Origin of the sequence: Sodalinema sp., from assembly GCF_046483825.1 — a bacterium.
Classification (GTDB): Bacteria; Cyanobacteriota; Cyanobacteriia; order Cyanobacteriales; family Geitlerinemataceae; genus Sodalinema.
In genome coordinates this window covers 1-21,779 of record NZ_JAWOCL010000196.1, presented here as the reverse complement: position 1 = coordinate 21,779, position 21,779 = coordinate 1, and the positions used below count along the sequence as shown (strand labels likewise).

Genomic DNA, 21,779 nt, shown 5'->3' with positions numbered 1-21,779 from the left:
CCCTAAATGAGCATCTTGAACGCCTGACCCCAACTGATAAAGTAGAATGGCTAAAGGCGGTACAACTTTATTTTTAAATCGGAGAACGAATCATGCTCGATCTCAACACTCTTCAAAAGGATATCAACGAATTACCTGAAGAAGCACAGACCTTACTCGCAGATTTCATTGATTTACTAAAAAGAAGACACTCTACCGTGAAAAAACAGGAGATTAACCCCAACCAGAGTCACAATCAGCAACGGAGTAGCCTAGAAATTCTAAGAGACGCTGATTTAGTCGGCTGTATCAGTTCGGAACCTGGACTCTCTAGTGATTACAAATCTGTGATACAACAAGACGTAGACTCGAAGTATGATAATCGTTGACACAGGATTCTGGGTGGCCGTATTTAATGAGAAAGACCGCTATCACGAAAGCGCCAAAAATACCTTATCTCAATATCCTTATGAAGAACTAATCACCACCGGGTCAGTTTTAACGGAAACCTCTCACTTACTTTTAAAACGTTCTTCAACCATTTATCGGGGCGTTCAGAACCAGATTAAATTCTTGTCAATTTTTCAGCTACACCCCCAACAGTTTAAATTATTTGAGCTTCAAGCGACTCATTTAACTCGCATCACAGCGTTAATGGAAACCTATCAAAATCTACCCATGGATTTAGCGGATGCCTCCCTAGTTATTCTAGCAGAAGAATTAGGAGAGGGGCGAATTTTTTCGATTGACAACCGAGATTTTAATGCCTATCGATGGAAAAATACACAGCCTTTTCAAAATTTGTTTCAGCGAGTCTAGTGAGGACTTGAACCTATCAAGTTGCCCGGAAAACATGAAGACGGTCAAGCCTGGTCGAGCCGTCGTCTTAACCTCGCCGCCAGACCTTGACCGTGCCATCCGCCGTCCCACTGACAATCGCCTGACCATCCGGACTCACCGCCACCGCCATCACCGCATCACTGCCATCACAAAACGACGCGATCGCCCCTTGCCGTCGCAGACTCCAGAGCTTCACCGTGCCATCAGAACTGCCACTCACCACCGTATCCCCATCCGGACACACCGCCAACGTCGTCACCGAGCCAGCATGACCCTCCAGCACCCCTTGTAACTCCCCAGTCGCCAGATCCCAGACCTGAAGCGTGCGATCGCGACTCCCACTCACCAGCAACGTCCCCTGGGCCGCCAACGTGATCGCATTCACCGGAACCGGCATGTCCGTCAACTGGCGATCGCGATGAAAGCGGCCCGTCTCCGTCTCAAAACCCCAAACCACAATCGAGCCATCAGCCCCCGCCGTCAATAACTGCCGTCCATCCGGGGTAAAACACACCGCCTCAACCCGGCCCTGATTCACCTGAGCGCGATCGCACAGCGTCGTACTAATGCGACGACGCTTCGGAGAAACGCGCACCTGCCAAACCTGCACATCCCCCTCAAACCATCCACTAGCCACAAAGCGACTATCGGGACTCATCGACAGCGATCGCACCGACCCCGCCGTCTCCGTCTCATCCACCAGAGTATCCCCTAAAAACAACGTCCCATCCCAAGGCTTCTTCGCCGTCGGGCGGAACTCACGTAGCCCCTGAAGATCCCATAACTTCACCGTCTTATCCCAACTCCCACTCGCCAACAACGAACCATCAGGACTCAACGCCAAACTGCACACCGGACTCTCATGGTCCATCAACGCCCCCACCAACTCCCCAGTTTTCAGATGCCAAACCTGAATCGTGCCATCAAAACTGGCCGCAATCAACAACTCCCCATCCGGCGTAATCAACAAATCACTCACCCAATCCTGACACTGATCGAGCGTAAACAGACAATCCCAAACCTGTTGCGGCAAACCCTCAGACCCCGACCTCGACTGAAACTGCGGCAGGCCCACCTCCCGGCCAGCGGCCACATCCGTCGAGATCTCCTCCGTCTTGTCCCTCTCAGGCCGATGAATCTTAGGGGAAATCGTCGGAGAGGGCGCCGAATCCCTGCGCTCATCCCTCAGCGAATCCCTCAGCGAAGAACCGGCCGCCGAACTGGGAATCGTCGTCCCTGACGGACTCGGCGAAGACACTCCAGGCTGCAACGGCAACGAGGGAGTTCCAGTTCCCTCTCGTCTTCCCGTCCGGCCTTCAATCGAAAACGTGGGAACCGGGGCCGGCGTTGGACTCGGCAACGTCTCTCGCGTCGGGGTGTCTCGATGGGTCGCGAACGGCAAGTTCACCGTACTCGCCGACCCACGAGAGCGCTCTGGACGCGGTTCTGAGGTCTCCACCCGGGTCTGCGACGTCTCTGACTCAGACGCATCAGACTCCTGACTCACCTGAATCGGCACCTCAATCGGAATCGTCGTCTGCCACTGTTGTCGCAGTTGGCTCAACTCCTGAGATAACTGAGTTAAGCGAGTCTCCAAGCCATCGAGACGTTGAGGAACCGGCGAATGATTGAGATAATCAATCGTCTCAGCTAAGGTCATTTGTAGCCGATCATATTGCCCCTGAAGTTGATGGTACTGCTGCGTCACCTCTTGCAGCCTCTCGTCAGTGGCCCTGGCCGACAAATCCAACGGTTGCGGCGACCCCCCCCGAGACGACACAGACGAACCCCTCCCCGACTCAGGGATAGAGTTGTAGAGCCGATCAAACTCCTGGCCCACCTGATCCTGTAATTGCATCACCGCCGTCATGGCCCGATGATTGAGCATCACCTCTAAACGGCGGCGATTGATTAAATTCAGCAACAGGCACAGCGACAGGGGAACCCCAGCAAAGACCATCCGACTCGACACCACCGCCACCAGCGTTCCGATGACAGTACTCAACCAGCAGAGATATTCAGCAACTTCGAGTTGATTGGGCGATCGCATGAGTAGCAGAAACTAGCGAGGGAGCAGAGACAGCACAAAGACTGCCATGATCTTGAGTATTTTGCCCGAGCCATGTCACGGGCGATCGCCCAATTGTAGGGCCATATCCGGCCAATTCACCCCCTCCTTTTGACGGAAACCGCTCCCATTTGGGCGATCGCCCCATAACCAACCCCTCTCTAAAACCCAGATTCAAAACATCCCCTAAAAAATCGCCTAAACTGGGAAAACGGGACATCTCTCTCCTCAAACCCATCTCACATTCCCCTCGAACACCTCCCTCCCACCTCCATCTATGACAGTTTCGACCTCCCTTTCCATCCCCTCCCCCGCCATGCTTCACCAGCGTCTGCGCCCTGAAATTCGCGATCTTCAGCCGCAACTGGTGCAATGGCGGCGACATCTGCACCAACGGCCAGAACTGGGGTTCCAAGAACAACTCACCAGCGAGTTTGTGGCCGAAAAACTCAGCGAGTGGGGCATTGACTATCAACGCGGAATTGCCAAAACCGGCATTGTTGCCGTCATCGAAGGAACCCAGCCGGGACCCGTTTTAGCCATTCGCGCCGACATGGATGCTTTACCCATTCAAGAAGAAAACGACGTTCCCTACAAATCCCGTCACGACGGCAAAATGCACGCCTGCGGTCATGACGGCCATACCACCATCGCCCTAGGAACCGCCTATTACCTCAGTCAGCACCGAGACTTCCCCGGAACCGTTAAACTGATTTTCCAGCCCGCAGAGGAAGGGCCAGGGGGCGCAAAACCCATGATTGAGGCCGGGGTGCTGAAGAATCCTGATGTCGATGCCATCATTGGCTTACATCTGTGGAATAGTTTACCCCTGGGAACCGTGGGCGTTCGTCCGGGGGCGCTCATGGGAGCGGTGGAACTGTTCCGGGCTAAAATTCTCGGTAAAGGGGGTCATGGGGCCATTCCTCATCAAACCGTTGACGCGATCGTCGTTGGCGCTCAAGTGGTGAATGCCTTGCAGGCGATCGTCTCCCGGAATGTAGACCCCATCAACGCCGCCGTCGTCACCGTCGGAGAATTTCACAGTGGTTCTGCCCTAAATGTTATTGCCGATACAGCCGAGTTGGGTGGAACAGTGCGTTACTTTAAACCAGACTATGAGGGCTTTTTTGGTCGCCGCATCTCCGAAACCCTAGCCGGAATTACCCAAGCCTATGGCGCCAGCTATGAACTGGACTATTGGAAGCTCTATCCGGCGACCATTAACAACCCCGAGATGGCGGAGTTGGTGCGCAGTGTCGCCGAACGGGTGATTGAAACCCCCGCCGGGGTGGTTCCCAATTGCCAAACCATGGGGGGAGAGGATATGTCCTTTTTCTTGGAGGCGGTTCCCGGTTGCTATTTTTTCCTCGGTTCAGCCAATCCTAACCAAAACCTCGATTATCCTCACCATCACCCCCGCTTTGATTTTGATGAAACGGCGTTGGCGATGGGAGTCGAGATGTTTATTCGTTGTCTGGAAAAGTTCGGCGATCGCCCCTAACCTTGAACTTTCTGAACCTCGGGTGCGGCGGTTGCGCGGCTATCTTGCACGCAGGGAATTTCGATGACAAACTCGGTTCCTTGACCTCGTTGCGAGAGACACATCAAAGAACCATTATGTTTTTCAACGACAATGGAATAGGCGATCGCCAACCCCATTCCGGTTCCCTTGCCAATAGGTTTGGTGGTAAAAAAGGGATTGAAAATCTTATCCCGAACCGCCTCTTCCATCCCTAAGCCATTATCGGCGATGGAGATCCGCACCCGATTCTCAGCAACCCGACGGGTAGTAATCGTAATCGACGTCGATTCCCGACGATCTCGCTTCTCTTCGAGGGCATCAATGGCATTCGCCAACAAATTCATAAATACCTGATTCAGTTGCCCCGAATAACATTCCACATTCGGCAACTCTCCATAATCCCGAAGAATCTCAATCGCCGGGCTACTAGAGCGCACTTTAATGCGGTTATGGAGAATCATCAACGTGGTATCAATCCCATCATGAATATCCACCGCTTTTAACTCCGCCTCATCAATGCGAGAAAACTTCCGTAAACTCAAAACAATCTCGCGAATTCGCTCAGCCCCCACCTGCATCGATCGCAGCAACTTAGGCAAGTCTTCAATCAAGAAATCGAGTTCTAATTCCTCCAAAGTCTCTTGCAACTCGTCATCGGGATCCGGGTATTTATCTTGATAGGTTTTGATGATTTCTAGCAAGCTAGAGGTATAATCATTGGCGTGAGTTAAATTACCAAAAATAAAGTTAACCGGATTATTGATTTCATGAGCAACACCCGCCACCAATTGCCCCAAACTCGACATCTTTTCACTCTGAATCAGTTGAACTTGAGCCGTTTGTAACTCCTGAATCACTTGATTGAGTTTCGCCGTCCGTTCACTCACCCGTTGCTCCAACAACAGATTTTGTTGTGCCAACTCTTGCCCAATAAAATAGAGCTTCAGATGCAGACGCACTCGGGCTAAAACCTCCTCTTGTTGAAACGGCTTCGTGATATAATCCACCGCACCGAGGGATAAGCCCTTCACCTTATCCACCGTATCAGCCAACGCACTGGTAAAAATAATGGGAATCTCCTGAGTGTCGGGATTAGCTTTCAGGCGGCGACAGGTTTCAAAACCATCAATTCCCGGCATCATAATATCCAACAAAATCAGATGAGGCGGAGCATAGTTGACCTTATCGATAGCACTCGTGCCATCTTGAGCCACCAACACCTCAAATCCCGAACTATCGAGAAAATCCGACAAAACATCCAAATTAGCTGGATTGTCATCGACAATCAAAATTGTGCCGTAGTCAAGCTGTTGTGAGTTCATACCGAGCTAAATACTGTCAAGTGGTAGAAGAGGGCGTTGAATGATTAACCGCCGGTGGAAGCCAAGCTGTAAATCGTTCTGGCGTAGCCAAAAACGTCTCAGCCTCCTGAGGCGGAAGTGGACGCGAGAACAAATAACCCTGAGCCAGTTCACAGCCCATGGCTCGCACAATCGCCAACTGCGTGGGGGTTTCAATTCCCTCCGCCACAGCATCCATCCCCAGAGCGTGGGCCAGAGTGATGATGGTATGGACGATTTCATTGCCATTTTCACAGATGCCGTTTGACTTCTCTTGTAAACGAGCAACAAAGGCTTTGTCAATCTTAAGGGTATGGACGGGAAACTCATGTAAACGGCTTAAGGAGGAGTATCCAGTGCCGAAGTCATCAATACAAAGGGATAATCCTAATTCTTGAAGTTTTCGGAGAATATCAAAGACTTGGGCGTTACTTTGGAGTAAACAGGTTTCAGTGATTTCCAGTTTGATACAGCCTTGAGGGAGTTGCACTCCCATTAAAACATTTTCGATCAGTTCGACCAGTTGGGGTTGCATTAGTTGAATCGTGGAGAGGTTGACATTGAGCGTCAAATCCTGTAGATGCGGAAACTGCGATCGCCAATCCGACAACTGCTGACACGCCTCCCAAAACACCCAACTTCCCAGTTGATGAATTAGACCAATCTCTTCACTAATCGGGATGAAATCTACCGGCGAAATGAGGCCCTTTTCAGGATGATGCCAACGTAACAAAGCCTCAAAGCCGCGAATTTTTCCAGTGTCCAGACAAATCAGCGGTTGATAATACAAACTAAACTCATTATCAACCCCCGCCCCCTGGCGATGGGAACCACTCCCTTGCCAATGCTCTTGAATCACCAGTTTTTGTTCAACCGCATGACGCAAATCATTTTCTAACTCCAAACGTAACTTGGCCCGAGCCTGCATTTGCGGATTAAAAATCGCATAGCGTCCCCGCCCAGCTTGCTTAGCTTGATACATCGCAATATCGGCATCTCGCAGCACATTTTCACAATGGAGATACTGAGCATTCTTGAGAGCAATACCAATACTCGCATTCGTAAACACCTCATAATTGTTGGCCAAATGAAACGGCAGCGAAAACTGACGTTGAACCTGCCGAGCCACCTCCAAAACCTCCTCCAACCCTGAGATATTTTCCAAGAGAATCACAAATTCATCCCCCCCCAAACGAGAGACCGTACTGATACCCACCCCAGGAAAATCAGGACTCAAATGAGCTAACGTTTGCGAATCATGTCCGAGAGTGGCCAGAAGTCGTTGGGCCACCGTTTCGAGTAACGCATCCCCCGCCAAATGGCCCAGACTGTCATTAATGACCTTAAAGCGATCGAGGTCCAAAAATAAGACCGCAAACTCCGGAGAATTGGACGTATTATGGATGAGTGTATTGAGTCGATTCATCAACCAAACCCGGTTCGGGAGTCCCGTCAGAGAATCATGAAGTGCATCATGAGCTAACTGTTGTTCCCGTTGTTCTAACTCCCGTTGCGTCACTTGCAGTTGATGAATCGTGTCTTCGAGTTGATGCGTGCGATCGCCCACCAACTTCTCCAACTGCTGATTCTGGTTGGCCAGAGAATCCGTTAAACGGCGTAACTTGAGATGCAACTGCACCCGAGACAAGACCACATCCTCATAAAAGGGCTTGGGGATATAATCGACCGCCCCCAAACTTAACCCCATCACCTGATGCTCAATATCCGATAACGCCGTCATAAAAATCACCGGAATATCCGCCGTATCCGCCATTTCCTTCAAGCGGCGACAGGTTTCAAACCCATCAATTCCCGGCATCATCACATCCAAACAAATCAAATCCGGTGGATCATACTGAGCCCGTTCGATCGCACTTTGGCCATCCCGAGCAATGAGAACTTCATATCCAGACCGTTCAAGTAGATTAGAAAGGACCTCCAAATTGGCTGGATCATCATCAACGATTAGAATCGATTGGGTTGCCGTCGGGATTGCATTCATCAGAAGTTTGAGTTAGGACCGATTCAGTAGCTCTAAAATAGCCTTGTCTTGATAGCCACGAGCAAGTTGGTTAAGCTGTTGCACAAACGGTTCTAATTGAGGATTGTCGAGCCGGAACCGGTCGGCCACCTCGATTAACCGTTTCAGACTGCCGCGTTTCGCCAAATGCGTTAACTCATCGAGCTGTTGGGAGTCGGGAAACACCATCGGCTCCGCATCGAGGACAGGTAAGGTTCCGGCCGCCTGGGAGAGTTCCCGAGCCGGCTCATAGATCCATTCTAAATTGAGATACTCTTGCAGGCGTGCCAACAAGATCTCCGTATCGATGGGTTTCCCGATAAAATCGTTGCAACCCGCCGCAAAACTGCGATCGCGCTCCTGAACCAACGTACTCGCCGAAGCGGCAATAATCGGCAGATGAGCCAAGGCGCGGTTCGCCCGTAATTGACGAATCAGCTCAAACCCATCCATACCGGGCATCACTAAATCCGTTACCACTAAGTCCATCGGTTGTTCAAGAGCTAGGCTGAGGGCCGGTTCTCCATGTTCAGCTTCGAGTACCTCAAACCCTAACTCAGCTAAGAAATGGCATAGCGTCAGCCGATTGGCCGCCTGATCATCAACAATCAGGATGCGACGGCGTGGTCCCTCATAGCCGCGATAGAACGCCAACCCAGTCTCCGACTCATCCTCCAACCCGGTTGAGGCTTGAGGGAACCAGAGTTCAAACGTAAAACAACTTCCCTGGCCCAACTCACTCTCAGCCTGTAAATGTCCCCCCATCTGATGGACAATTTTTTGGCTAATGGTTAAGCCCAAACCCGTTCCCTCAGAATGGAAGGAGGGATCACTCACCTGTTCAAACGGTAGAAAGACCCGCGAGAGCTGTTGAGCACTCATACCAATCCCCGTATCTCGCACCGCGAAACGAATTAGGCTGCGATCGCCCGTCGCCTCAGACGCCGACTGAACCCGAGACACCTCAAACCTGACCTCTCCCACCTCAGTGAACTTAATCGCATTCCCCAACAGATTAATCAGAACCTGACGCAACCGCTTTTGATCGCCAATAATCGCCTTCGGCAGGGTTTCAGCCGCCTCACAGACAAAGGTCAACCGCTTCTGAGCCGCCTTCAGTTCAAACATTTGGACCACCGTGTTCAGGAAATTGGCCAGAGGAAAGGGATTATAAACCAGGGCCATCCGCTGGGCTTCCAACTTGGAAAAATCGAGAATATCCTCAATCAGCGTCAATAAATGGGTTCCACATTGATGAATCACCTCCACCCCATTGAGAACCGCTGGGGGAAGATAGGCTTGGCGTTTAAAGATCTGACTATAACCGAGAATGCCGTTGAGGGGGGTTCGTAATTCGTGACTCATATTCGAGATAAATTCACTTTTAGCCCGGTTTGCCAAATCAGCCGCTTCCTTAGCCTCTCGCAATTCCACCTCCGCCCGTTTACGCTCAGTACAATCGTTCCCAACCGCTAGAATTTCCAATAACGTCCCATCGGGATTCAAGATAGGCTGGTTGGTCCAGAGAACCCAAACTAGGGTTCCATCCCGACAGACATTGGGATCTTCGCGAGTTGTCCGACAATCGGGATTGTCCACTAACTCTTGAGCAAACTGTCGCCAGTCAAAGGTGGTTTCGCTCTCAGGAATAATCACCGACAGCCGTTGTCCTCGTAACTCATCCTTACCATAGCCAAAAAAGGTTTCACCGTAACTGTTGATGAAGGTAATGAGGCCGTCGAGGTTCCAGCGCAGGATAATTGAGTTGGCCGTTTCGACGAGGGTTCGGTATTGCTCCTCTCTCGCCCGCAGTTCCGCTTCAGCCTGTTTCGTTTCACTGATATCGCGGATGGCCGCTTGGATGACAATGCTATCTTCGACTTCAATGGCACTGAGACAGACTTCCGCAAAAAAGGAACGGCCATCGAGTCGCCGGTGAATCCACTCAAACCGTTGTGAACCCGACGCTAAGACCTTTTCAATCCAGTCTTGGGCCGCCGCCTGGGAGGAACGGCCATCGGGTTGATAGGGCGGGGAGAGTCCCCAGGGTGTTAGACCATAAAACTCGTCTTTGCTGGCGACTTTAAACAGCTTCAACGCCGCATGGTTACAATCGCTAAAGCATCCCTCAGACAGTAGGGCGATCGCCTCCTGGGTTCCTTCGGCCAAAAGACGATAGCGGGTTTCTGAGCGATGGAGTTGAGCGGTAATGGCCTGTCGTTCTTGGATTTCTTGCTTGAGTTCCTGAGTTTGTTCAGCGACGGTGGCTTCTAAATGGAGGTGCGATCGCTCTAAATCATCACTCATGAGATTAAACGAATCGGCTAAATCGGCCACTTCCTGCGGTTGCTGCACCTGAACCCGCCGCGAAAAGTTGCCATCCGCCACATCTCGGGCCGCCTGCTGTAATCGCTTCACCGGGCGCGCAATCCAGTGAGAGGCCCACCAGCCTAACCCTCCCGCCACGGCGATCGCCACCAAACAAATCATCAAGGTTTGACGACTACTCCCGTCAAGATGACCCAAAAACTGGGATTGAGGAATCGTCGTTACCAGAAACCAATCGAGTCCGCCCTCCATCTCAAACGGGGTAACGTTGACAAAATGAGGAACCTCATTGAGACTTAACTTGAGACGCTGCGGCTCATTGAGGTTTTTCCAGGATCCCATTTTGCTCTGGATGCCAATGCTAATCTCGGCAATTTGGGAAAATTGACTGTCCTGGGCCAGAGTGTGCTGCTGAATTTCGTGCAAGAATTGCCCCTGGTCCGGGTCAGAGATCGCCAAGGAGGTCGCTAGAAGTCGCCCTTGGCGATCGACTAAAAAATATTCTCCTTGGTCGCCGAGATGATGATGACGCAGCAGATCATTGAGGGTGATCAGTTCCACCGCAACACTCATCACGCCGAGGGGATTGTCCCTCGGCCCGACGAGTTCCGAAAAGGTAATCAACGGACTTAACGGAGGTAGCGGAGAGATCACCACCTCACTCCAGCCGGGAGTCCCACGACGTAACGTCGTCTGATAGCTGAGAATTGTTTGCGGGTTAAAGTCCCTCAAGCCTTCATCTTCCTCAATAGCCGTCCCCATTTCGTCCACCCATAAAGCTCGCAGGCGGCCATGGCGCCGTTGTAGGGTTAAACTGCGATCGCCGCTTTCCTGAATCACCCCCATCGCATCCCCATTCACATTGACAAAGCCAATGGCCGAGACCAGAGGAAAGGTTTGTAACTGATGCCATAAGAGGGCTTCAATATAGTCAATCGAGGCGGGATCGAGGAGTTGGCTTTCGAGATGGCGGCGATTGAGATGGGAGACCTGAATCAGCGTTTCGAGATGTTCTTCGAGATCATGAAGGGCCATCTCACTCATCTGCTGTTGATGGGCCTGTCCCATGGTCTCACTCGCCAAACGACTATTGCGAGCAATCAGCCACCCCGTCACGCCGACGGCTAAGGCAATTTGCAGGGCAAACGGCGCCACCAAAACCGCTCGCAACGGAATCCCTCGGCGCGGTTGACGGACTCGTGGCGGGCGTATTGAGGCCAAGACATCCGCAGACTTGAAGGGACGTTTCATCTTACCAGCCCCAACTGCCTCGAATGCCTTTAAACGGGCCAACAATGTCTTGAGTAATCCAACCGCCGTAAAAGTCTCCTGGCTGGGCGTCTACCTGTTCGCCTCGGACGTAACAGGCGTCCATTTGACTGGCATAAAAACTCACATAATTGGCGATCGCCGCAAACTCAGGCACCGGATTGGGATAGTACCAGGCCACCTCGGAGGCCCGTTTATCTCCCACCTGAACGCTGTAATAGCGACAGGCCCCTTTCCATTCACAAAAGGTTTGTCGTGGTGAGGAGATCAGACAGTCCTTTTTAATGTCCTCTGGCGGGAAGTAATAGACTGGAGGATGGCTCGTTTCGAGGACTCGCTGGGTTCGTTCGCTATCGGCAATGATCTCGCCATTGAAGACAATCCAGAGACGACCTGAAACCGGTTCTAAGCGAGGCGGCCGGGGATAGTCCCAAACGGATTCTTGTCCGGGTTTCGGTTCGATGCGTTGTGGTCGATTAAACATAAGTCTGATGTCGGTGAAATTCTCGGCTAACTGGCATTTCTTTAGCCTAGCGACCGGGGAGATAAATCGCTAGGGTTAGGGGGTCTTTAGGCGATCGCCGTGGTTCCGGCTAGATAGTCTCGCAGTTGCTGTTCATGGTCATGACAGAGATTACCATAGGGGATCTCCTCTCGGTGAAAGGCTCGCACGTCCAAGACTTCCTGAGTATCTTGCGGGTTAAAGGTTCCCGTCACTTGGGCCGCCACGACAATGGAAATTGAGTGAATCCGGGGATCGCGATCAGGGTGGGAATAGACCCCCACCAATCGCCCCAACTCATGTAACTGTAATCCCGTTTCCTCATACAGTTCTCGCCGCGCCGCCGTGGGGAGATCCTCCCCCCAATCAATCATTCCACCGGGAAGTCCCCAGCGGCCCGTATCCCGCCGCTGAATCAAGACTAATTTCCCCGCATCCTCCCCCTCGATCAGTTCGGCCACCACCGTTGTTCCCGTAATGGGATGGCGAAAAATCACGCCCATGACTGTTTTGATATACCGCCAAATTTGTTGAGCTAACATCTTCATACCCCGCTTATAATGTGCCAAAAAAATGAGTCGTTAATCTTGAACCTTTGGCGATTTTTAGCCTTATAATATTTACTATTGACGATTGATTTGTTCCAACAATTGTTCCGTTCGTTGAACCCATTGCGGTTGATTTTGGACTTGATAGCGATCGCGGGCATAAACTAGCACCTCCCGCGCATTCTCAAAATCACCCTGCTGAATAAACACCAACCCCGCCCCATAATAGGCATTCGCATAGCCCGGATTTGCCTCCCGCGATGCCCGAAACGCCGTAAGCGCCTCATCTAAATCTCCTTCTGCTAATAAAATAGCTCCAAGTTGATAATGCGCTTCCGTATAATTTGGATTGAGAGAAATCGCCTCACGCAATGCCCGTTTTGCCCGTCGAGTTTGCCCTCGTTCTAAATAGAGTAACGCCAAATAATAAGACGGTTCAGGTGCATTTTCCGTATGACGTTGCGCCAAACGAAACGCCGAAAACGCCTCATCCGAATCACCCTGTTGATAATGCAGTAGGCCGAGATTATAGTGAGCAAATCCTAATCGTGGATCTAAGTCGATCGCCCGTTGCAAATACTGACTCGCCCGAGGTAGATTATTAGCTTCGAGGAGAACTGCCCCAAGATTGCCATAGGCCAGGGCAAACCCCGAATCCGTCCGCACCGCCTCTAAAAACGCATCAGCCGCCAGTTGTAGCTCTCCCGACTGTCGCAGTGCCAGTCCAAGATTATAGTACCCTGGAGAAAACTCAGGATCGAGTCGTACCGCTTCCCGGAACGCCGCGATCGCCCCTGGGAGGTCGTTCTGTTGTACCAATTGCAAGCCCTGATTGAGCTGTCGTTCAGCAGCCGAATTCAGAGGAGACGAGTCAAACCCCGGCTGGGCCAATCCAGGCGACTGCCAAACCGGACAGGCCCCCACAACCAACCCAGCCATCGCGATCGCCCCAACCCCCAATCCCAACCATTGACCCCTCTCTCGCCACTCGATTAAGCCCATCACAACCCCTCACCACATATCAGATCTGACCTCAATTCTAGCGGCCGACCACAAAGGTACGCCCCCACCTCTTCCCCCCTCTTGCCTTTTGCCTCTTGCCTCTTGCCTTTCTTCCCCCTATGACCAGTGCCTTCGATCGCGCCATAATGCAGCGTTGTCTCAGCCTCGCCCGGCGGGCCTGGGGACAGACCGCCCCCAATCCCATGGTGGGGGCCGTGATTGTCCAAGGAGGAGAGATTGTCGGCGAAGGCTTCCATCCCGGTGCCGGCCAGCCTCACGCCGAAGTCTTCGCCCTCCGACAAGCCGGCGATCGCGCCAAGGGGGCCACCATCTATGTCAGCCTCGAACCCTGTAACCACCACGGTCGCACCCCTCCCTGTTCCGATGCCTTAGTTCAAGCCCAAGTGGCCAAAGTCATCATCGGAACCGTCGATCCCAATCCCAAAGTCGGCGGCGGAGGCATCGCCCGTCTACAAGAAGCCGGAATTGAAGTGGTCGTCGGCGTCGAAGAAGCCGATTGTCGCCGTCTCAACGAAGCCTTCTTCCACCGCATCACCCATCAACGACCCTTTGGCATCCTCAAATACGCCATGACCCTCGACGGCAAAATCGCCAGTCAACAGGGCCATAGTCGCTGGGTGACCGGAACCCCCGCCCGGCAACGAGTCCACCAGCTTCGCGGCCAGTGTGAAGCGGTGATTGTGGGAGGCAACACGGTACGCAAAGATGACCCCCATCTCACCTGTCATAACCAGCAATCGAAGAACCCCCTACGAGTGGTCATGAGTCGTCGCCTAGACTTACCCGAAGCGGCCAAACTCTGGGATGTCAGCGAAGCCCCCACCCTCGTCGTCACCGAAACCGGCGTAAAACCCGAGTTTCAGCAACAGTTGCGCGATCGCGGTGTAGAAGTCCTCAGCTATCCCCAGCTAACCCCCACCGTGGTTATGGAAAACCTCTATCAACGGGGAATGATGTCAATTCTCTGGGAATGTGGCGGTCAATTAGCCGCCAAAGCCATCTCAGAAGGGATGGTTCAGAAAATCATGGCCTTCATCGCCCCCAAACTCATCGGCGGCGACTCCGCCCCAACGCCAATTTCCTATCTCGGGTTCAATCAGATGACCGAAGCCCTCCCATTACAGGATCTCCATTGGCAGACGGTTGGCGAAGATTTACTGCTTGAGGGATATCTTTGGGGCAAGAGGCAAGAGGCAAGAGGCATAACCCACCCCTAACCCCTCCCAAGAGGGGATGGCAAGAGGCAAGAGGCAAGAGAACTGTTCCCTTCCCCTCCTGGGAGGGGTGCCCGCAGGGCGGGGTGGGTTCTTCCCTGTTCCGGTGTTCCCTGTTCCCTGTTCCCTAATCGAGATCTAAACTCAATTGAATACAACCATCATCCTCAACCTTGCGAGTGGGGATTTGGGGTTCAGACATAGCCACACCGCGATCGCAGTGGCCCGGAATCCGTTGATCGATCGCCAGCCAATTGCGGAAAATCAGCAGACGGTCATCTTGGGGGACATCGAGACGGTAAATCCGTAACACCTTCTTGTTGCGACGCTGACAGCGTAAACAGGTTAAGCCATAGCCAATTTTGTCCAGGAACCGCCGTAGAATCACCATGGGGGTGGAGTTTTTGGCTAAACCGATGCCGGTCGTGGTTTTGATGTCTTGACGGTATTTAAGGGCAATTTCCGCCAGCTTCTGGAGATCGGGATCATTGTTCGAGAGTTCTCGTTCCGGGGTTTCTAGGAACTTGTGAATCCCTAAAAGGTGCATTGTGCCAATCGTTGCCCCGAGTTGCGATCGGTTGAAGTCCGGTTGAAAGACTTGTCCTTGGCCTTGTTCGATAAGCTGTTGGACGATACGACGATCGCGATCGCGCAAAAACGATCGCCCGACGGTGAGGAAATAATGGAGACGCAGTTTCTGATAAGCCCCATGATCATCCTGTTGCACAAGGGCCTCAGTGACCGGAACCTTGTAACGACGGTGAAGTTCATATTTGCGCAAGGCCCGGCGATCGCTGGACCGTTTCACCAACCGTTTTTTAGACGCCCGATACTCCTGTTCCGTCAACTCTGGGGCGTTGACGATCGCCGCACATTCTTGTTGATAATTTTGCTGTTGCACCTCAGCAATGCGATCGTGCAGAGTATCCGAGGCGGATTTAGGGGCTTTGCGCGATCGCGATCGCCGTTTTCCAGGCGTGACCGGACAAATCTGATGTCCTTCAGCGTCTAGGGCCGCCACAATGGTATTGCGATAGTTGGCCATGGCCGCATTCAAACGAACTCCCATCTTGGCCCAACAGCGAAGCGACTCGGCCTGGAATCCCACATCCAACTCATCGAGGGCTTCAAAATCCGCCTGTTGCAACAGACGGACATTCAGTTGCGTCAACCGTTTCCCGGAAGTTAACAGCCCCGAAATCGAGGTCGATCCGTTGCCAACCTTGTTAAAACCATAGGGGGCCGCCCAAAGATAGCGGGGGACGGCATCGCGGACACGGGCCATAGCTTGACGCACCGTGTTGGCAGATTGAACCCCCTGGGCGATGGCCCAAACGGAGGTAAACACCCCCACCTCGTCAATACTGACCCCAGTTTCAATGGCCGGGGAGGCTAAAACCAGATCATAGTCTTTGAGGCAATGATTGAGATGCCGGGTACAGTGATAGGCGGGATGTTTGGGATCAGCCACAGACTCGGCATCAATGCGCAGGATACGATGATCGGGGAATTTTTGGCTGAAATAGGCTTCAAGCGATCGCGTCCCCCAACGACTGGTGAGTTTTTGGGCTGAGAGACAGACAAAGGGTTTACCGCCATTCTCGATATAGGTTTCGAGGTCTTTAACGAAGCGTTTGGGGGTGCTATCGCTGTAGTGATGCACCTGCCAAGACTCCTCAGCCGTGGGTTTCCAGGGATTGGCAATCAGGAACGGTTCGGTTTCTACCCCGGCTAACGTCGAGAGATACTCTAACGCCATGTCACTGAGATCCGCATCAGCCACGATCACTTGTCCTTGGTTGCCCAGGGTATTTTCCATGAGGCGTTTGAGCGATCGCAACACCGCCACCCGCTGACTACGACAGGTATCGGAGTTTAACCCATGCCAGAGGACCTGTTCGACTTCATCGAGAATCACCAGGGCATTCTGCCAATAGTCGGGGTCAAACTGGGCCTGGGAGTCGGGATGGAGAGAGTCGATACAGAGTCCCATCCCCACCTCAGGATGTCGCGGTTGGGCGAGTTGGCTGACGTAGGGCAGTTCAAACCGTTGACAGAGGGCTTCGATGAGTTGAACCCGGTGGCCGACGACTAACACCTTCTGTTGGCGGGCTTTGGCCTGTTGAACGAGGTGGTTGAGAAGTTCAGTTTTGCCGGTTCCTTTGGGGGAGTGAATGGCGACAAGAGGCTGATCCTCGGGGATGGCGATCGCCCCCAGGTAGCGTTGTTGAAGTTCAATGCTTGGGGTAACGGTGAGGGCGTTGAGGATTTGGGCTTTCCAGGTATTGAGGGGAAGGGAACCGTTAAACGCCTTAGTGAAGGCCTCCACGCCATGCTGGGCGATGAAATCGTCAACTCCTTTGCCCTGATCTGGGTTCCAGGTGACGATATGGACTGGACAACCGGCTTGATTGAGGAGATAGCCCGTTCGTTGCAGGGCAGTGTTGACGGCTTTAACGGTACTGGGTTTGCGATCGCGGTCAAAGACCAAATACATAGGGCGATCGCCTTGGCTGAGGCGTTGCAGTTGGGGAATCAGCCGCGATTTGCCTCGCCGTTGCCCCCATTGATCCCGTTCGACGCGATAGCCGCCATTAATACCGGGCAGGGCAATGGCGGCATAGCCGGCACTGAGGAGCGTTCCGGCTTTTTTCGCCCCCTCGGTGATGCAGAGGGGAATCTCTGGGTGATCGAGAATCCATTGCCAGAACCCAAAGTCGGATTTTGACTCATCGATGGCTTTGTGAGAGAGGGGAATCCCGGCGCGATCGGCGATCGCCTGCCACAGATGCAAGGGAACCCGCAGGGCAAACACCCCCGTACTGGTTTTGGGGGGATGTTCGTATTTGATGGGTTTGCTGGCTTTCTCGGGGGTACGGGCCGCCTGAGTGCGGGGTTGATCGGGTTTGAAGCAGCCCCAGAGGTCATCGTCTCCCGTGAGGAGATTGATGCCCGAACACCACCAACCACCGGCTTCAATGTGGCGGTAGCGTTGCAACGTCGGGCTAGAGAGGCGACCGTCGTTGCGTCGTGGCACATCGTTGCCGTAAAACAGATAGTCGTAAGGGCGGGTTCCTTCTAAAGACAGCACGTTAAGACGGGTCAGCGCCTCATCCACCTGGCTGGCTGACCATTCGAGTAAGTGATTCACAGTTGTTGGGTTAAGTTCGAGCGTATGCGAGGAGTAGTGACTGTATCACACGCTATATGTAGCGTGTCAATGGGTTGAATTTTTTACAAAACTCTGTATTTGGGGAGAGGGAACTCCGGAACTGGGAACAGGGAACAGGCAATCGGGTAGGGTGCGTCCCGGCTGCATTCAATTTTTGGCCTCAACCAAGGGGGTTAAAACTGCCGGGACGCACCGCTTTGAGGCAAGAGGCTGCATTCAATTTTTGGTCTCAACCAAGGGGGTTAAAACTGCCGGAACGCACCGCTTTGAGGCAAGAGGCAACCGCATTCAATTTTTGGCCTCAACCAAGGGGGTTAAAACTGCCGGAACTGCCGGAACGCACCGCTTCGTGGCTTCGTGGCGTGGTGGCGATCGCCCCCATTGGATCTCGTCAGTTCGGGAACCCGTACTAACCCCCAAGTTGCAGTGGGGTGTTGTTTTCCGGTACATTAGCACTCAGAGGTTGAGAGTGCTAAATCACTCACACCAACACCGCAATCTTGGCAACTGTCCACCGCTTCGGAGGCTGTTTGAGCCGGGATCGTGGATTGGAACAACCTCAATAAGACTAACGTAACTTGTAAATTTTGGAGAGTCTTTCTATGGCAGCCGTATCTCTGAGTGTTTCCACCGTTAAACCTCTCGCGGATCGTGTTTTTGTTAAGGTGAGTGCCTCGGAGGAGAAAACCGCTGGTGGTATCCTCCTGCCCGATAGCGCCAAGGAAAAGCCCCAAGTCGGTGAAATCGTCCAAGTCGGCCCCGGCAAACGCAACGAAGACGGGACTCGGCAAGAAGTAGATGTCCAAGTCGGAGACAAAGTTCTCTACTCCAAGTACGCCGGAACCGACATCAAACTCGGTAGCGATGAGTTCGTACTTCTGTCTGAAAAAGACATCCTGGCGATCGTTCAGTAGAGTCTGAGCCATCCCCTCGATTTCATCCATTTTTCTGTAAATTCACCCCCAAAGAGCTACTATGGCAAAACGCATCATTTATAACGAAAACGCCCGCCGCGCCTTAGAACGAGGCATGGATATCCTGGCTGAATCCGTTGCTGTTACCCTTGGCCCCAAAGGCCGCAACGTGGTTCTGGAGAAAAAATTTGGCGCACCTCAGATCGTCAATGATGGCATCACCATCGCCAAAGAAATCGAACTCGAAGACAACGTTGAAAACACCGGTGTTGCTCTGATTCGTCAAGCGGCCTCGAAAACCAACGACGCCGCCGGAGACGGAACCACCACCGCGACGGTTCTGGCTCACGCCATGGTTAAAGAAGGCCTACGCAACGTCGCCGCTGGGTCCAACGCCATTGCCCTCAAACGGGGAATTGACCGCGCCACCGCCCATCTGGTTGAGAAAATTGCCGCTCATGCGCGTCCTGTGGAAGATTCCACGGCGATCGCCCAAGTGGGAACCATCTCCGCCGGTAACGACGAAGAAGTCGGCCAAATGATTGCCAACGCCATGGATAAGGTTGGTAAAGAAGGGGTCATCTCCCTCGAAGAAGGGAAATCCATGACCACCGAACTGGAAATCACCGAAGGGATGCGCTTTGACAAAGGCTACATCTCTCCCTACTTCGCCACTGACACCGAGCGCATGGAAGCGGTGTTAGATGAGCCTTACATCTTGCTGACGGACAAGAAAATCAGCTTGGTTCAAGACTTAGTTCCTATCCTGGAACAAGTGGCTCGTTCCGGCAAACCCCTACTGATTATCTCCGAAGATATCGAGAAAGAAGCCCTGGCGACTCTCGTGGTGAACCGTCTGCGCGGTGTGCTGAACGTGGCCGCTGTGAAGGCTCCTGGATTCGGCGATCGTCGTAAAGCGATGCTCGACGATATCGCGGTTCTCACCGGCGGTCAAGTCATCACCGAAGATGCTGGCCTGAAACTCGAAAGCGCCAAACTGGAAATGCTCGGGTCTGCTCGTCGCATCACCATCACCAAAGACAACACCACCATTGTCGCCGAAGGTAACGAAGCCGAAGTTAAAGCTCGTTGCGAACAAATCCGTCGTCAAATGGAAGAAACCGATTCTTCCTACGACAAAGAAAAACTGCAAGAGCGTTTGGCGAAACTCTCCGGCGGTGTGGCCGTCATCAAAGTCGGTGCAGCCACTGAAACGGAAATGAAAGACCGTAAGCTGCGCCTGGAAGATGCCATCAACGCCACGAAAGCGGCTGTTGAAGAAGGAATCGTCCCCGGTGGTGGTACGACCTTGGCGCACCTGGCTCCTGGCTTGGAAGAGTGGGCCAACAGCAACCTGGAGAACGAAGAACTCACCGGTGCGCTGATTGTGGCTCGCGCCTTGACCTCTCCCCTGAAACGCATTGCTGAGAACGCCGGCCAAAACGGTGCAGTGATTGCTGAACGGGTGAAGGAAAAAGACTTCAACGTTGGCTACAACGCGGCTAACGGCGAGTTCTGCGATATGTTCGAGGCAGGTATTGTTGACCCCGCGAAAGTGACCCGTTCTGCGACCCAGAACGCCGCTTCTATCGCCGGTATGGTCTTGACCACTGAGTGCATCATCGTCGATAAGCCTGAACCCAAAGAAGGCGCTCCCGCTGGCGCTGGTATGGGTGGCGATTTCGACTACTAAGAGATTGCTCTGGGGTGAGATTTCTCTCACCCCAACTCGGGTGTATCTTTCGATGCACCTCCCCTCGCAACGGGTTTGCGGGGGTTTTTTTGTGTGGGGCTTGGGTTATGCTGGAGCCAGTTTAAAAAACTCCTGTCAGGCTATGGAACCAGTTGAATGGGGATTGTTAGCAATTGCCGCATTGATGGCTAAGAAATCCTTGGAAACGACCAGCGACACAGTAACCAAAGAAGTTCTCAAGGCGGTGTTTGCTAAGCTGAAACCGCTAGGGGAGCGCCTTTCTCAAGCAAGTTTAACTCTCCTGGGGACGCGGGTGCAGCAGCAGCTTCCAGAGGGCGAAGACCCATTCGAGCATCCGGTTCAGTTGGTGGACATCGTGGCAACGGAACGGGACAATCCGGAAATGGCGGCCCTGATTGAGGAAGTTCAGGCCCAGCTTCCGTCCCTAGAAATTAGGATTGACCGTCGCAAGCAGCAAGGCATCGTCATCAATGACCAGGGAACGGCTCACTTCCACCAGGCGATCGACCAGCATTTTAGCTAGAGTAGCACCTCGTGAACAACCGCGACCAGCAAGGATTCAACGCCAACGACAATGCCAAAGTTGAGATCAATCAGATGGTGCAGAACTTTGCACCGCCTGAGACCCGAGACAATAGCGAGACGAAACTCCTCAACGCCATTAAAAACGAGGTAGCGTCACGACTGGCGCAGTCACTGCATCGGCGAGTGTACGTGGAACTGGACAAAACCGAAGACCCGAGCCAGGTCACATCGCCTTGGTCGATGGATGTAAAGCTCGGGCATAATTCCGGGGAGAAATGCCCCGAGGAAACCCATATCGTCTCGATTTTCGACAAGAAGGAAATTGGCGGACGGCTTTTGATTCTGGGTGCGCCGGGGTCTGGAAAGACAACGCTGCTCTTGCAATTAGCAGAAGAGTTGGTGCAGCGAGCCGAGGCAAACGCTAAGGCTCCCGTTCCCGTGTTGCTCAACCTCTCCGCTTGGAAAACCCAGTACAGCGATATCCGTAGTTGGATGGTGGTGGATCTCAAGCAGAAGTACGGGGTGCGTCAAGACATCGCCGAGGGCTGGATTGAGGCGGGCCGCATTTTGCCGCTACTGGATGGGTTGGATGAACTCATGTCCCAACGTCAGGAGACTTGCGTGCAGGCGTTGAATGACTTTCTGCCGGACTGGACTGGAACGCCCCTGGTGGTTTGCTCCCGGTTCGAGGAGTATCAGGTGTATGAGAGCAACTTAGGGTGATGTAGAGATTGTGATTGAAAATCGTGGCGCGCCCCCCTGTACCGTTGCCCGCGTTGCCATCATTCTGGACGAGCCATC

16 protein-coding genes are annotated in these 21,779 nt (G+C 53.0%); 8 read left to right on the top strand and 8 right to left on the bottom strand.

The genetic code is table 11. The features are described 5' to 3' along the window. The first annotated feature begins 92 nt into the window (after window positions 1-92). Both R6U67_RS12905 and R6U67_RS12900 read left to right on the top strand, forming a co-directional pair. A complete protein-coding gene (locus tag R6U67_RS12905; protein ID WP_087705705.1) occupies window positions 93-368 on the top strand; it encodes a DUF2281 domain-containing protein in 276 nt (91 codons plus the stop codon). Further along, complete coding sequence (locus R6U67_RS12900) at window positions 355-798, top strand: type II toxin-antitoxin system VapC family toxin (protein WP_410252925.1); 444 nt, start codon at window positions 355-357, stop codon at window positions 796-798. Before R6U67_RS12905 ends, R6U67_RS12900 begins: the two co-directional genes overlap by 14 nt. 67 nt (window positions 799-865) lie before the next feature. On the opposite strand, the gene R6U67_RS12895 is transcribed toward R6U67_RS12900, so the two are convergent. Next, a complete protein-coding gene (locus tag R6U67_RS12895; RefSeq protein ID WP_410252924.1) occupies window positions 866-2,869 on the bottom strand; it encodes a WD40 repeat domain-containing protein in 2,004 nt (667 codons plus the stop codon). A 295-nt stretch (window positions 2,870-3,164) separates the two neighbouring features. Here R6U67_RS12895 and R6U67_RS12890 point away from each other — a divergent pair, with 295 nt between their 5' ends. Then, on the top strand, window positions 3,165-4,388 hold the full coding sequence (locus tag R6U67_RS12890) for a M20 family metallopeptidase (RefSeq protein ID WP_410252923.1): 1,224 nt from the start codon (window positions 3,165-3,167) through the stop codon (window positions 4,386-4,388). On the opposite strand, the gene R6U67_RS12885 is transcribed toward R6U67_RS12890, so the two are convergent. From R6U67_RS12885 to R6U67_RS12860, 6 genes are all read right to left on the bottom strand, one after another. After that, window positions 4,385-5,731 (bottom strand): response regulator, encoded by a 1,347-nt coding sequence (locus tag R6U67_RS12885; protein ID WP_410252922.1) that lies wholly within the window; start codon window positions 5,729-5,731, stop codon window positions 4,385-4,387. The two genes, R6U67_RS12890 and R6U67_RS12885, sit on opposite strands and share 4 nt — an antisense overlap. A gap of 16 nt (window positions 5,732-5,747) precedes the next feature. Then, the gene (locus R6U67_RS12880; protein ID WP_410252921.1) at window positions 5,748-7,751 is read right to left on the bottom strand and encodes a putative bifunctional diguanylate cyclase/phosphodiesterase; all 2,004 of its coding nucleotides are present in this window, start codon (window positions 7,749-7,751) and stop codon (window positions 5,748-5,750) included. 12 nt (window positions 7,752-7,763) lie between these two features. Next, the gene (locus tag R6U67_RS12875) at window positions 7,764-11,348 is read right to left on the bottom strand and encodes a PAS domain S-box protein (RefSeq protein WP_410252920.1); all 3,585 of its coding nucleotides are present in this window, start codon (window positions 11,346-11,348) and stop codon (window positions 7,764-7,766) included. A 1-nt stretch (window position 11,349) separates the two neighbouring features. Beyond that, window positions 11,350-11,850: a DUF427 domain-containing protein gene (locus tag R6U67_RS12870; RefSeq protein WP_410252919.1), complete on the bottom strand. Its 501-nt coding sequence runs from the start codon at window positions 11,848-11,850 to the stop codon at window positions 11,350-11,352. 86 nt (window positions 11,851-11,936) lie between these two features. After that, window positions 11,937-12,416, bottom strand: a complete 480-nt coding sequence (locus R6U67_RS12865) for an NUDIX domain-containing protein (protein WP_410252933.1) — start codon at window positions 12,414-12,416, stop codon at window positions 11,937-11,939. A gap of 75 nt (window positions 12,417-12,491) precedes the next feature. Continuing rightward, window positions 12,492-13,418, bottom strand: coding sequence for a tetratricopeptide repeat protein (locus R6U67_RS12860; protein ID WP_410252932.1), 927 nt, complete (start codon window positions 13,416-13,418; stop codon window positions 12,492-12,494). A gap of 119 nt (window positions 13,419-13,537) precedes the next feature. Here R6U67_RS12860 and ribD point away from each other — a divergent pair, with 119 nt between their 5' ends. After that, window positions 13,538-14,656, top strand: a complete 1,119-nt coding sequence (ribD, locus tag R6U67_RS12855) for a bifunctional diaminohydroxyphosphoribosylaminopyrimidine deaminase/5-amino-6-(5-phosphoribosylamino)uracil reductase RibD (RefSeq protein ID WP_410252918.1) — start codon at window positions 13,538-13,540, stop codon at window positions 14,654-14,656. 124 nt (window positions 14,657-14,780) lie between these two features. Here ribD and R6U67_RS12850 read toward each other — a convergent pair whose 3' ends face one another. Further along, the gene (locus tag R6U67_RS12850; RefSeq protein ID WP_410252917.1) at window positions 14,781-17,804 is read right to left on the bottom strand and encodes a plasmid replication protein, CyRepA1 family; all 3,024 of its coding nucleotides are present in this window, start codon (window positions 17,802-17,804) and stop codon (window positions 14,781-14,783) included. Between the two features lie 623 nt (window positions 17,805-18,427). Between R6U67_RS12850 and groES the strand changes: the two genes are divergently transcribed. The 4 genes from groES (at window position 18,428) to R6U67_RS12830 (ending at window position 21,701) form a co-directional block, all read left to right on the top strand. Continuing rightward, window positions 18,428-18,739, top strand: a complete 312-nt coding sequence (groES, locus tag R6U67_RS12845) for a co-chaperone GroES (RefSeq protein ID WP_410252916.1) — start codon at window positions 18,428-18,430, stop codon at window positions 18,737-18,739. Between the two features lie 61 nt (window positions 18,740-18,800). Then, the gene (groL, locus tag R6U67_RS12840) at window positions 18,801-20,432 is read left to right on the top strand and encodes a chaperonin GroEL (protein WP_410252915.1); all 1,632 of its coding nucleotides are present in this window, start codon (window positions 18,801-18,803) and stop codon (window positions 20,430-20,432) included. A gap of 142 nt (window positions 20,433-20,574) precedes the next feature. After that, window positions 20,575-20,976, top strand: a complete 402-nt coding sequence (locus R6U67_RS12835) for a hypothetical protein (protein ID WP_410252914.1) — start codon at window positions 20,575-20,577, stop codon at window positions 20,974-20,976. A gap of 11 nt (window positions 20,977-20,987) precedes the next feature. Further along, complete coding sequence (locus R6U67_RS12830; RefSeq protein WP_410252913.1) at window positions 20,988-21,701, top strand: NACHT domain-containing protein; 714 nt, start codon at window positions 20,988-20,990, stop codon at window positions 21,699-21,701. The last annotated feature ends 78 nt before the right edge of the window (window positions 21,702-21,779 follow it).